Source organism: Bartonella sp. AC329YNZD (assembly GCF_042196685.1).
Classification (GTDB): Bacteria; Pseudomonadota; Alphaproteobacteria; order Rhizobiales; family Rhizobiaceae; genus Bartonella.
In genome coordinates this window covers 59752-73364 of record NZ_JBHIQS010000005.1, presented here as the reverse complement: position 1 = coordinate 73364, position 13613 = coordinate 59752, and the positions used below count along the sequence as shown (strand labels likewise).

11 protein-coding genes and 2 tRNA genes are annotated in these 13613 nt (G+C 36.1%); 11 read left to right on the top strand and 2 right to left on the bottom strand.

Features of this window, described 5'->3' with window-relative positions:
• Positions 1 to 356: 356 nt before the first annotated feature.
• The 7 genes from ACFIMW_RS04080 to mazG all read left to right on the top strand — a co-directional run bounded on the left by ACFIMW_RS04080 (position 357) and on the right by mazG (position 8500).
• Positions 357 to 2675 carry an NADP-dependent malic enzyme gene (locus tag ACFIMW_RS04080; protein WP_375608305.1) on the top strand — a complete coding sequence of 773 codons (2319 nt, stop codon included), beginning with the start codon at positions 357 to 359 and terminating at the stop codon, positions 2673 to 2675.
• A gap of 188 nt (positions 2676 to 2863) precedes the next feature.
• Positions 2864 to 3148 carry an acyl carrier protein gene (locus tag ACFIMW_RS04075; protein WP_005773457.1) on the top strand — a complete coding sequence of 95 codons (285 nt, stop codon included), beginning with the start codon at positions 2864 to 2866 and terminating at the stop codon, positions 3146 to 3148.
• Positions 3149 to 3159: 11 nt separating this feature from the next.
• Positions 3160 to 4335, top strand: a complete 1176-nt coding sequence (locus ACFIMW_RS04070; RefSeq protein WP_375608306.1) for a beta-ketoacyl-ACP synthase — start codon at positions 3160 to 3162, stop codon at positions 4333 to 4335.
• Positions 4336 to 4350: 15 nt separating this feature from the next.
• Positions 4351 to 5625 (top strand): beta-ketoacyl-ACP synthase, encoded by a 1275-nt coding sequence (locus ACFIMW_RS04065; RefSeq protein ID WP_375607099.1) that lies wholly within the window; start codon positions 4351 to 4353, stop codon positions 5623 to 5625.
• 61 nt (positions 5626 to 5686) lie between these two features.
• A complete protein-coding gene (locus ACFIMW_RS04060) occupies positions 5687 to 6715 on the top strand; it encodes a zinc-binding dehydrogenase (RefSeq protein WP_375608307.1) in 1029 nt (342 codons plus the stop codon).
• A gap of 6 nt (positions 6716 to 6721) precedes the next feature.
• Positions 6722 to 7651, top strand: a complete 930-nt coding sequence (locus tag ACFIMW_RS04055; protein ID WP_375608336.1) for a lipid A biosynthesis lauroyl acyltransferase — start codon at positions 6722 to 6724, stop codon at positions 7649 to 7651.
• Between the two features lie 33 nt (positions 7652 to 7684).
• Complete coding sequence (gene mazG, locus ACFIMW_RS04050; RefSeq protein WP_375607097.1) at positions 7685 to 8500, top strand: nucleoside triphosphate pyrophosphohydrolase; 816 nt, start codon at positions 7685 to 7687, stop codon at positions 8498 to 8500.
• A gap of 70 nt (positions 8501 to 8570) precedes the next feature.
• On the opposite strand, the gene ACFIMW_RS04045 is transcribed toward mazG, so the two are convergent.
• Complete coding sequence (locus ACFIMW_RS04045) at positions 8571 to 8936, bottom strand: iron-sulfur cluster assembly accessory protein (protein ID WP_375607096.1); 366 nt, start codon at positions 8934 to 8936, stop codon at positions 8571 to 8573.
• A 605-nt stretch (positions 8937 to 9541) separates the two neighbouring features.
• Here ACFIMW_RS04045 and ACFIMW_RS04040 point away from each other — a divergent pair.
• Positions 9542 to 9618: transfer RNA gene (locus tag ACFIMW_RS04040), tRNA-Pro, on the top strand.
• 252 nt (positions 9619 to 9870) lie between these two features.
• Here ACFIMW_RS04040 and ACFIMW_RS04035 read toward each other — a convergent pair.
• Complete coding sequence (locus tag ACFIMW_RS04035; protein WP_375607095.1) at positions 9871 to 10338, bottom strand: Hsp20 family protein; 468 nt, start codon at positions 10336 to 10338, stop codon at positions 9871 to 9873.
• A 258-nt stretch (positions 10339 to 10596) separates the two neighbouring features.
• Between ACFIMW_RS04035 and ACFIMW_RS04030 the strand changes: the two genes are divergently transcribed.
• From ACFIMW_RS04030 to ACFIMW_RS04020, 3 genes are all read left to right on the top strand, one after another.
• On the top strand, positions 10597 to 11514 hold the full coding sequence (locus ACFIMW_RS04030) for a serine aminopeptidase domain-containing protein (RefSeq protein WP_375608308.1): 918 nt from the start codon (positions 10597 to 10599) through the stop codon (positions 11512 to 11514).
• A gap of 832 nt (positions 11515 to 12346) precedes the next feature.
• The gene (gene cpdR / locus ACFIMW_RS04025; protein WP_005773448.1) at positions 12347 to 12709 is read left to right on the top strand and encodes a cell cycle two-component system response regulator CpdR; all 363 of its coding nucleotides are present in this window, start codon (positions 12347 to 12349) and stop codon (positions 12707 to 12709) included.
• Positions 12710 to 12806: 97 nt separating this feature from the next.
• Positions 12807 to 12881 (top strand) — tRNA-Val (locus ACFIMW_RS04020).
• Positions 12882 to 13613 lie beyond the last annotated feature (732 nt).

The following is a 13613-nucleotide window of genomic DNA, read 5'->3' as shown; positions in this document are numbered from 1 at the left end:
TTTTATAAAAAACGAATGAAATGAATAAGAAAATTTCTTCTGTTCTTTCCTTATTTTCTAAGCATTGCAAAAAAAATAATGACTTGGTAATATAGTCGTTAGAAAATATTTTATTCTTTTGTAAACTAATCAATTTTTATGCATTTTATTAAGGAAAGAAAAACAAACGTGCGACTAACCATGAAATTATTCATGCGCACAAACAAAAAGAATTACCAAACTGGTTTTATGATCCAGAAGAATTTGCTCATGCTCACGCATTTTGATATTCAGAGAAATGAGGATCTATTAGTGGACAAAACCTTATCGTAGATAGAACACTCATATAAATACACACTAACTTGGATATCATAAAAATGTCTAGAGAACGAAATAGTGATTTAAGGTCACCAAAAGCTGAACTTGACAGTGCCGCGCTTTTTTATCACCAATACCCTAAACCTGGAAAATTGGAAATACAAGCAACAAAACCTCTTGATAATCAACGTGATTTAGCTCTTGCTTATTCTCCAGGTGTTGCAGCACCATGTCTTGCAATTCATGAAGATCCTAATCTTGCTGCTCTATATACCTCCCGTTCTAATTTAGTTGCCGTTATATCAAATGGAACTGCTGTTCTTGGTTTAGGAAATATTGGCCCACTTGCTTCAAAACCAGTTATGGAAGGCAAAGCTGTTTTATTCAAAAAATTTGCGAATATTGATGTTTTTGATATTGAAATTGATGCATCCAATGTAGAACAAATGGTACAAACGGTATCGACCTTAGAACCTACATTTGGTGGTATTAACCTTGAAGACATTAAGGCCCCTGAATGTTTTGAAATCGAAGAAAAGCTGCGTGCTAAGATGAATATTCCAGTTTTTCATGATGACCAACATGGAACTGCCATTATTGTTTCTGCTGCTGTATTAAATGCCTTAAATCTTTCAGGAAAAAAAATTGAAAATGCAAAAATAGTTACCTCAGGTGCAGGTGCTGCTGCCCTCGCTTGCCTTAATCTTTTGGTTCGTCTTGGGGCAAAAGTTGAAAATATTTGGCTTAGTGACTTGGAAGGCGTTGTTTATGAAGGTCGCAAGACCCTTATGGATCGTTGGAAAGTTAATTACGCACAAAAAACTGACGCACGAACTCTATCTGATATTATTGATAATGCAGATATTTTTCTAGGTTTATCTGCGGGTGGTGTTTTAAAGCCTGAACATCTTAAAAGAATGGCTCCAAACCCATTAATTTTAGCGCTGGCTAATCCAGTACCAGAAATTATGCCTGAAGAAGCACAGTCTATACGACCAGATGCAATGATCTGCACAGGACGCTCTGATTATCCCAATCAAGTTAATAATGTACTTTGTTTTCCCTATATCTTCCGTGGTGCATTAGACGTAGGTGCTACGGCAATTAATGAAGAAATGAAAATGGCCGCTGTTCATGCGATTGCTGCTCTTGCACGTGAAGAAACTTCAGATGTTGTAGCACGTGCATACTCAAAAGAACCTCCCAGTTTTGGTCCAGACTATTTGATTCCCTCTCCTTTTGATCCACGTTTAATACTGCGTATTGCTCCCGCTGTTGCTAAAGCAGCAATGGCAACAGGTGTCGCTATTCGTCCTATTGAAGATATGGAAGCCTACTATGATATCCTCAATCGATTTGTCTTTCTTTCTGGTTTAACGATGAAACCTGTTTTTGCAGCAGCAAAAACAGCAAAACGTAAACGCGTCATTTATGCGAATGGTGAAGATGAACGCGTCCTTCGAGCAGCACAAGTTGTCATTGAAGAACAAACAGCAACACCGCTCCTTATCGGCCGTCCACATGTCGTAGAAGCTAGATTAAAACGCTTTGGTTTAAGAATTCGTCCTGGTATAGATTTTGAATTAACAAACCCTGAAGATGACCCACGTTTTCGTGATTATGTTAATTTATTTTTTCATTATACAGGAAGACGTGGCGTTACGCCTGAAATGGCAAAAACAATAGTAAGAACATCAACAACGGCTATTGCTGCCCTCGCCGTTATGCGAGAAGAAGCAGATGCAATGATTTGTGGCTTAGAGGGACGTTTTGAACGTCAACTTGAATTGATTGAACAAATTATCGGACTTGATCCTAATGTTCACCGTTTTTCTGCTATGAGTTTACTTATCTCTCAACAGCGTACTCTTTTTCTCACAGATACTTACGTCAATGAAAATCCTTCTGCAGAAGAAATCGCTGAAATGACTGTATTGGCCGCTAAAGAAGTTGAAGCATTTGGAATAACACCAAAAGCAGCCTTATTATCACACTCAAACTTTGGTTCTAAAAACACAGAAAGTGCGCGTAAAATGCGACGTGCAACAGAAATTCTTGCCCAATTACACCCTGATTTAGAAGCAGATGGTGAAATGCACGGTGATGCTGCCCTTTCTAAAGTTTTTCGTGATCGTGTTTTTCCTGATTCTCGTCTTAAAAGTGAAGCCAATCTGCTTATTTTTCCAACACTTGATTCAGCCAATATCACGCTCAACACTGTTAGAAGCCTTACAAATGCACTTCATGTTGGTCCTATCTTGATCGGGGCAGCACGTCCCGCGCATATCTTAACACCTTCGGTAACTTCACGGGGAGTTGTTAATATAACAGCCCTTGCCGTCCTTGCGGCAAATAGAAAAAATAGTCTCGTAAAATAAATGTGCAATAAAATTTCAAAGTTTTTTAAATATTGAGGTATAGTACTTCATATACTGTAAACCTCTTTTCTCTATAGAAAAGACAGCTATATTCTGGATTAATTCTTTTTTTTAAAGAGAAAAAAAGCTAGAAGAATAGTATTAAATATATTTTGAATTTACTAACTCTATAATAAGGAATCCGTACATTGCCTTCCACGTTTGATAAAGTTGCTGATATTATTGCAGAAATCAGTGAAATTGATCGCAATACAATTACGCCTGAAAGTCATACAATTGACGATTTGGGAATCGATAGTCTTGATTTTCTTGATATTGTTTTCGCTATTGATAAAGCTTTCGGAATAAAGGTTCCACTAGAACAATGGACGCAAGAAGTCAATGAAGGCACAGTTGCAACGGAAGAGTACTTTGTTCTTAAAAATCTTTGTGCAAAAATTGATGATCTCGTTGCCTTAAAACAGGCGGAGTAATTTTTTTCACCATGCATGATCAATCTGTATTCATCACTGGTATCGGCCTCATAAGCTCTCTGGGAGAAGGAACTGATCAACATTGGAATCTCTTAAATGATCAAGCCCGTACACCAAATCTAGATTGTACAACTTTTTCGCCCTACACGGTTCATAAAGCGCCCGAAATTGATTGGGGTTCACAGATTCCTAAAAAAAGCGATCAACGACAAATGGGAACATGGCAGCGTCTTGGTACCTATGCGGCTGGTCTTGCTCTTGATGATGCCGGCATGAAAAATAATGAACAACTCACTTCAACAATGGATATGATCGTAGCGGCAAGTGGAGGAGAGCGTGATATTACTGTTGATACACAAATTCTTTCTAAAGCGCGCACAATCGCCGATCATGCTTCTATGTTAAATGTTGCTCTTTCAACCGAACTTCGTCCAACATTATTTTTAGCACAACTTTCAAACCTTCTGGCAGGAAACATTTCAATCGTTCATAAAGTCACTGGATCTTCTCGTACATTTATGGGAGAAGAAGGCAGTGGGCTTTCTGCACTTCAAATTGCTGTAGCCCGTATTAAATCAGGACAAAGCACCCATGCTCTTGTAGGAAGTTCTTATAATGCACAAAGTTATGATATGTTGTTGGCGCATGAACTTGGTGGTCTTTTAACCCATAATGGATGGAGCCCAGTGTGGAATCGTGAAATTCACCCCGGCGGCGGTATTATAACCGGTTCTGGTGGTATCTTTCTAGTTCTTGAAAGTGGAGAGCATGCGAAAAAACGTAACGCGCGTGCTTATGCTGAAATTAGTCAAATTGTTACAGACCAAACAGATAGAACCAAAACTTCACTGAGAGAGTCAATTGCAACAATGTTGAAAACTGTGGGCGCTAAATCTGCCTTAGTCATTTCAGCAGCCTCAGGTGCTCACGAAGCAACAAAAGCAGAACAATATGCTCTTGACGATGCTGATCTATCTTATCGCGGTATTACAACATTATTTGGTTATATGCGGGAAGCACAATTTCCTCTAGCGCTTGCTCTGGCAGCACTTGCAATTGAAAAAAAACACTGTTTTCCAGCATTAAGTCCTCATGAAAAACCTTTTCCTAAAGAAGTGCGTGAAATATTTATTACAACTATTGGTATAAAAAGAGCTGAAGGTATCGTGCGTCTTACAGCTGTTTGAAGGGGAATTTCTATCGTGAAATATCATGATCATTTTGGACGTCCACTTGTAGCAATAACTGGTGTAGGCGTTGTCACATCACTAGGACGAGGAAAACATGAAAATTGGCAAAAATTAACAAGCGGTGTAAGCGGAATCCACAAAATAACACGTTTTCCCATTGAGGGATTAAACACATATATTGCTGGAACGATTGATTTCCTCAAAGAAAGTACGTTTGGTGCTTCAGCTCTTTCTGAAAAGCTTGCACATCTTGCTGCTGAAGAAGCGTTAGAACAAGCAGCTGTTGATAAAACAAATTTTAATGGACCACTTTTTCTAGCTGCTCCTCCTGTTGAGCTTGAATGGAAAGCACGTTTTAGTCTTGATCAAGAGGAAAAATTCAATAATGAGCCTTCTTATGCAGATCTTCTTAAAGTCTGTAAGCATAAACTCCATGAGGCACTTTTTGAAACCACACAATTTGGTGCAATTGCAGAAAAACTTCAAAAAACATTTGGCACAAAAGGACTTCCTGTTACACTTTCCACTGCCTGTGCATCTGGTGCAACAGCAATTCAATTAGGTGTTGAGTCTATTAGACGGAGAGAGACAAATAGAGCGCTCATAATTGCGACAGATGGATCAGTTTCAGCAGAATCTCTTATTCGTTTTTCGTTACTATCTGCTCTTTCAACTCAAAATGAGCCTCCAGAAAAAGCAGCAAAGCCCTTTAGCCGTGATAGAGATGGTTTTGTTATGGCAGAAGGATCAGGCGCTCTTGTTCTTGAATCTCTTCAAAGCGCATTAAACCGTAATGCTACAGTTTTAGGAATTTTAGCTGGCTGTGGAGAAACCGCCGATGACTTTCACCGTACACGTTCAAAACCCGATGCATCACCAGCAATTGAATCCGTTCGTAAAGCCTTAGACGATGCACAAATAACCATCAATGAAATTGACTATATTAATGCCCACGGAACTTCAACACCTGAAAATGAAAAAATGGAATATCTTGCATTATCAACTGTCTTTAGTGATCTGTTAGAGCATATTCCAGTCTCTTCTAATAAATCAATGATTGGGCATACATTAACTGCTGCTGGTGCAATAGAAGCCGTTTTTTCTCTTTTAACCATTCAATCAGGGGTACTTCCACCGACAATAAATTACGATAATCCTGACCCTTCCATCCCTTTAGATGTTGTTCCTCATCATAGCCGTAAAGCCTGTGTTAATGCGGTTTTGTCAAACTCTTTTGGATTTGGTGGTCAAAATATGAGTCTTGTTATCACAGCCTATAAAGGATAATCCTTTATATAATAAAAATTTTGTAACGCTAACCTAATAACGTCTTTTAAGGGGGCTGATAATGCGTGCACTGCAACTCTTTAATGAACGTCGACTTGAAATCACCAATATTCCCTCGCCATCTTCACCTAGTCTAGGTGAAGTAACTGTGCGGATAAAAGCCGTTGCCCTTAATCATATTGATGTATGGGGATGGCGTGGCATGGCCTTTGCGAAAAGAAAAATGCCTCTCATCATTGGTGCAGAAGCCTCTGGCGAGGTTATACAAATAGGAGATGGCGTTGAACATCTCCAACTTGGACAGATTGTCTCAATTTATGGTGCACAAACCTGCGGAGTATGCAAAGCTTGTCATGAAGGACGGGATAATCTTTGCAGTAATGTAAAGGGAGTCTACGGTTTTCATCTTGATGGATTTGCGTGTGAGTTTGTTAATCTGCCAGCACGTTTATTGGTTCCAGCACCACCCCAATGTAATGAATTGCAAGCAGCTGTTGCTCCAATTACTTTTGGTACTGTAGAACATATGCTTTTCGATAACGCAAAACTACAAGAAGGAGAAACAATCCTGATACAAGCAGGTGGTTCCGGTATTGGCTCTGCAGCTATTCAACTTGCAAAACACATGGGCTGTACAGTTATCACCACCGTAGGTTCAGATGAAAAAATTGCAAAAGCACACGCTCTTGGAGCAGATCATGTGATTAATTATCGTAAAGATCGTTTTGAAGGTGTGGTGCGGAAATTAACCCAAAAAAAAGGTGTTGACGTTGTTTTTGAACATGTTGGTGTCGATACATGGAACGGTTCTCTGTTATGTATGAAAAAAGGAGCACGCTTAGTGACTTGCGGTTCTACCTCTGGTGTTTCAGCACCAATAAATCTCATGCAATTATTCCAGCAACAGCTTAAGATATTCGGTTCATTTGGCTGCCGTATGGAAAATATGAAAAATGCCATGCAAAAAATGGCACAAAAAGCTGTACATCCTGTCATTGATACAATTGTTGGACTGGATGAAATTGATACAGCTTTAAAACGAATGGAAAGTCGTGATGTTTTTGGTAAAATTATCCTTAAAATCGATTAAATCATGATGAAGCTTTCTCTTAAAAATCTCATATATCATATTAAAATTATAGCTAAAAAAATATCCTATTTGTTATGGGCATATCTACTCTTTGGTTCTTTATTTATTCTAAAGTGTTTTCCAGCCAAAATGGGAATTTCTTTTTTTGCTTGGTTAGCAAAAAAAATTGGTCCCCTTATCCATCGTCATCAAATCACACTTGCAAACCTTAGGAGTGCATATCCAGAAAAAACAGAGCAAGAACTCCGTGCGATTGCAATAGAAATGTGGGAAAATATAGGACGTTTCCTCGCTGAATATATTTTTCTTGATAAAATTTTTGATTTTGATCCTCATGCAGACAAGCCAGGTTTCATTGAGGTTAAAGGCATTGAAATATTTGAGCGATTAAAAAATGAAAAAAAACCACATATTTTTTTCACCGCACATACTGGCAATTTTGAACTTCTGCCTATTTGTGCACAAAGTTTTGATCTTAATGTTACGGTATTATTTAGACCACCCAATAATCCCTATGTTGCCAAACGAATCCTTAAAGCACGACAAACTTCTATGGGACATCTTGTTCCCTCCAAGGCCGGTGCCGCATGGGCATTAGCAGCCAAATTAGAAGAAGGTGAAAATGTTGGTATGCTCGTTGATCAAAAATTTCGCCGCGGTATCATGGGAACATTTTTTAACAGACCTCTTAAAACAAACCCCTTAATTATAAAACTTGCTCGACAATATGACTGTGATATTTATCCAGCACGTTGTATTCGTCTACCTGGAGGACGTCATCGTTTAGAGTTATATGAACATGTAGAACTTCCACGTGATGAAAAAAATGATATCGATATAGCGGCTTCTACGCAAAAATTAAATGATATTGTTGAAACTTGGGTCCGTGAATATCCTGGACAATGGATGTGGTTACATAGACGTTGGGACATCTAACATAAGCTCTATTGCTTACAAAGGAAGTGCAAAATGTTAGCCTCAAAAGATATCAAAGATCTCACCGCAATTATCACTGCATTACGCAATCCTGATAGTGGTTGTATATGGCATAAAAAACAAACTTTTGAATCTCTCATACCCTATATGCTTGAAGAAGTTTACGAAGTCATCAATGCCATTGAACAAAAAAACCGAAGGAATCTCTGTGAAGAACTTGGTGATCTTCTTTTACAAGTTGTCTATCATGCTACTATTGCACAGGAAGAAGGCAGTTTTACTTTTGAAGATGTTGTTTATGCAATTACGGAAAAAATGATTCGGCGCCATCCTCATGTTTTTGGAAATGCTGTGCAAAAAGAACGGGGGATTATAAAAGAGGAGTGGGAATATATAAAAATCAGAGAACAGGCTGAACAAAAAAGAATGTGCGAAGAAAAAAACAACAATTCCTCCACAAGCATACTCGCAACAGTAAAACAAATCCAGCCAGCAAACCAAGAGGCACTTGCTTTACAAGAAGCAGCAGCTAAAGTAGGTTTTGATTGGCAAAAAAGTGATAAAGTTTTTGAAAAAATAGAAGAAGAACTGGAAGAGCTCAAAGAAGCCATCAAAAATAAACAAAACTCAGAGATAGAAGCAGAGTTTGGAGATCTCTACTTTATACTCCTTAATCTCGCGCGCCACTTAGCGATTGATTCACAAAAAGCATTAAAAAAAACGAATATAAAATTTCGAAATCGTTTCGCCTATATTGAAGAAAAGCTATCCACTCAATCTAAAACACTTACTGACGCATCCTTGAATGAAATGGAAGCACTTTGGAAGCAAGCTAAAAATGAACGATAAAAAATAGTAGATTTCTTCTACCTAAAAGAACAAGCGCCTCTAAAATTACTAAATTATAATTTAGCTTAGTTCAATTTGTTTTATATTGATCCTGCGTAGCAGGACGAAGTTCCACCGATTCTCCACACCCGCATGCTGAAACTTGATTAGGATTTTTAAAGACAAAACCAGACCGCAGCGTTGTCACTTCATAATCCATCTGCGTCCCTAATAAAAATAATACCGCATCATGTGCTACAAAAACACGGGCACCATTCACTTCAACAACATCCGCATCTATCCCCTTTTCTTTGACAAGAGTAATTGTATACTCCATCCCTGCACAACCACCTTTTTTGATACCAACAAGAATACCCTGTGCATCTTTTTCATCCATAATCGCTTTAACACGATCCACTGCTGCTTGCGTCAAATTTATTACCGAAAAACGGCTCATCCTTTACTCTTTTCTTAGTCCAATAGACACTTTGAAAGTTTTTCCTCTATAATATTTTATCTGATATTTTAGAAAAAAAACGAAATATAAATTAAAGCATTCTGATCTTGTTTATTTGGATAAAAATACATACCCGTAAAATGAGATTTGTGATTATACAATCCAGAACTTACAATTTTTTATCCACATAAAATGAAAATACCTCGTCTATAAAACTCTAAAAAAACGAAAACTTTTCAAAACCATACATTCACTCCTCTTCTTTTGAAAATCTTTATCTTTTTAGAAAAGTAACGATTAGGTAAGAAAAAATATACCTTCCGCACTCATTTGCTCCAATTCATACCCCTAAAGTCACCAATCTTACCCCCTCCTCACAATCTCAAAAGTAATTAAATGCATACATCTATTAACTATAGAGCTAAAAATTTAATGATCACAAAGAATTTTACAAATTCGTTATTTATCTTGAATTAACAACAAAATATTGATGTCCAAAATTTTTACTTTCAAAAGCTCTAAGTGCAAGAGCATTTTAGATTTTATTCTGTTTATTTTTTCTCTTGCCTTTAAAGAAACAGTCATTTAATCGTTTTACACGAACTCGGAGCGTAGCGCAGCTTGGTAGCGCACTTGACTGGGGGTCAAGGGGTCGTGGGTTCAAATCCCGCCGCTCCGACCATTTTTAAAATGCTATAAAATAAGCTTACTTAAAAAGTGGATTATTACGCATTTTAATTGCACACACATGAACTTTTTCTTCAACGTAAAATAATGTGCAGTGGTATTTTATCATAAATTTGAGATAAGCTGTTTTATTAAAATGCGCTTCGTTCTTAGGAAAACACATACGAAACGCGAGACCTTTTGCCTCGCGTTTTTTATTCTTCAGAAAAATTTATAATTATCCGATCTCATATTTTCTAAATTTTCTTTACACGATAACGTCGCTGTTATCATTTTTTGTAATGGATGGTGACATCTGTACGGTTATCTTTTTTGGTTTTAATTCAGCTGGCATTTCCCTTTTAAGCTGAATATGAAGAAGCCCATCTCCAAGTTCTGCCCCAATAACCTTAACATGATCAGCCAAATGAAAACGCCGTTCAAAAGCACGCGAAGCAATACCTCGATAAAGAAACTCTCGTTCTTCAGCATCATTTTCAGGCTTTCTGTCTCCTTTAACGATCAGCTGGTTACAATGTGTTTCAATATCAATTTCATCTTGAGAAAAACCAGCAACAGCCATAGAAATTCTATAAGAATCTTCAGTTAAACGTTCAATATTATAAGGGGGATAAGAAGAAACTTCATCTGGTTGGGTTCTAGAATCAAACCAATTAAAAAGATGATCAAAACCTACTGTGGAACGATAAAATGGTGAAAAGTCTACTTGACGCATAATATTGCCCTCCTCTAGAGCGACTATAATTTATAATTGATTCACAAAGTTCCCAAATGGCAAACTTACTTGTGAACCTGCGGCCCCATCATGGCAACCACACTATATTATCTAGTAATCGTTTTTCTTTATTTCAACTCTTTGGGACCTAAATTGATAAAAACTATCTAAAAAGCAATATACCCCTTTTTAAATCCTCTTTCTTCATTACATAAATGTCAAAGCACTAAGCGACAAATACACTGTAAAGGATTTCAATTGGAAACACCTCTTTATCCCATAGACTGGGGTTCCACTTCTCTTAATATCCATCATGATACTCTTAAAATAGCAATAGATCATGAAATTCGTTTTGCTATAACATATCCTGAGGTGGAAAAATCTAAGGGAACAATTGTTATTCTCAAAAGCTACGCAAATACTTTAGAAAAATATTTTTTATTAATAAATGAAATTTCTAAACGCGGTTTTCATACAGCAATATTTGACTGCTTTGATCAAGAAAAAACATCCTTCAAGATAAGAAAACAAAGCCGACATCATTGTTTTGATATAAATAATGATATTAATGACTTATATAAATTTCTTAAAAATATTGTTTATCCTAATTGTCCGCCGCCTTACTCTATGCTCACCTATGGCATAGGTGGATTGATAGCACTTAGCGGATTAGATCTCATTAATCATCAGTTTAATAGATTGCTCTGTGTTTCTCCCCTTTTTGCTCCATTCGGCAATAAAACGAATAGTTTTCAACATAAATTAACACAATTTCTTTCTGATATAGGTCTTGGCTTTATACCAGTGAAAAATAGGAAAAAATTAAACAAGACAAAACAAAAAAATATACAATTGGGACACATACATAAAGTGCCGCTCCCTTCCATTAAGCCCCCAACATCCCAATGGATGGCTTCAGTATTTAATACGATTGATTCTATGAAGAGAAATGTACTTCATGGAAATTTACGAATCCCAACACTCTTTATTCTTGCCAATCAAAACAATATTGCAAACAACATTGAAGTGCGGCAATTATGCCAACACACACGTCTAACAGAAAGTATTACTATTACAGGCGCTGAACTGGATACAATTATGGTTAACGAAGATTATAAAAAACAATTTTTGGCTGCATTTGATGCCTTTATTCCCGATAATGTATCTGTAAAATAACTAAACCTTAATTTCCACTCCGCCCCATCAAAAAAGAAAATTTCTACGAGCATTGGATCTACAAACACTTTTAAATATAATAGATTTTTCTTTCCAACCACTCATATGATTTGTTTTCTAGCCTTTACAGGCAAACCATGACCTAAATATTCACCACGCATTCTAATAAAAAACTCATATACAAAGTATATCATTACATTAAAAAATATTATTTTACATCATAAAAAATAACTTAATAAAAAAACTATTTATATAAATAATAAATATATCTTAATATAACATGATACATATTTACAAATAAAGCATCAAAATACTATTTTTTATTTGTTATAAAATACTCATTTAATATTATATCTAGAAAATAATACTTTTCATCTATTTAAGGAAAAAACTGGAAATAAAGCGCATTTATAATATTTATTACAAATCTCTATAAAAACAAATAACTATAAAATTTCTATTTCTTAGGAGAACTTTTTAAAAACAATAAATTAACATAATATTCTTTTAATTTCTCGATATAGGAAGTCCCTACAATAATGGTTTTCATAATTTTTTTAATGGAATTCTGATAATAATCAGCAAATTTAAAAGAAAAGATAGCAATGAATCATCCTAGAAGTTTTAGAGCCCCCTTCTTTTTTCAAAATCACATATATTTCGAATTTAACCAACTCACAACGAATATGCTGTATTGTAAATCAGAATGTAAGAATTAACCATTTTGCCATTCATTTCAATTATGAGCATTTTACCATCTTTTTTCTAAATACTCTATATTGTATAATTGGTGCGGCAAAACTCTGACAAATGGAGCCATTGGAACATAATCATGAAACGAATCCTGCTCGCAGAAGATGATAACGATATGCGTCGCTTTCTCGTAAAAGCCTTAGAACGTGCAGGCTACGAAGTCGCCGATTTCGATAATGGTATTAGCGCATATGAACGTTTACAAGAAGAGCCATTTTCCCTTCTCCTGACTGATATTGTGATGCCAGAGATGGACGGAATCGAACTTGCACGACGTGCTACTGAAATTGACCCTGATTTACGAGTAATGTTCATTACAGGTTTTGCAGCGGTAGCACTCAATTCAAATAGTGATGCCCCTCCTGATGCAAAGGTTCTCTCTAAGCCATTTCACTTACGTGAACTCGTCAATGAAGTTGAAAAGATCCTTATCGCTGCTTAAAAAGTATTTTTTAAAGTTATTTGCATCTGTTGAAAGAGAAAATAAAATTAGGCATTGACGTTTGGCATTCTATATGGTGTATGCAACATCAATGAATGGGCGTGTAGCTCAGCGGGAGAGCACTACGTTGACATCGTAGGGGTCACAGGTTCAATCCCTGTCACGCCCACCATTCAATTTTATAGTATAAATAAATTATTGAATTATCGTATTCTTCCAAGGTACGGGATGCGTAAATAAAGATTCGGAAATAAGATTTTGCAACATGCCTCTACAAAGGACATACTTTACAGAGTGTTTCTAATATTTTTTTACGTTCTGATAGCGCCTCTTTGGGGAAGCCATCTAAAAAATATCAAAAACGTAATAACAGCCTCATTTTGCAACAGATTAAAAGTTTGATTTTAAAACTCTTTCCACAAGCATAGACTTCTGTTCAAAAAAACATTGTTTATTTCCTGATCTATCCCCTGTTTTTCTTAATTCTTTCATGTCTATTGGTATACACTTGTTGTCCAAACAGTTAGATATAACAACAGTCACTTCGATAGATATAAAACACTTAGCCTTAGAGCTGTATTTTGAATTTACCAATTACAGATTATAATAAAATATTAAAAAGAGTAAAAAAATACGATAAAAGCAAATTTTTTCATTCTAAAAATATATTGATTCATAATCATGTTTTATTGTTTGCCATGTTAAATGAGAAATCTAGATATCGTAATGTTTTCTCATTTCAAACCTATTTATATTGAATTAATCAAAACCGTCTCTTTTACACGTCATAAGAGGAATTAATATTAAGTAAAAATTGTATAAAAAAGCACAAAAATGCCGATAACTACCTCAAATGCTAAGATTTATCGCAACATCGGGGGCTAAAAAATAGGCAAAGTGTATG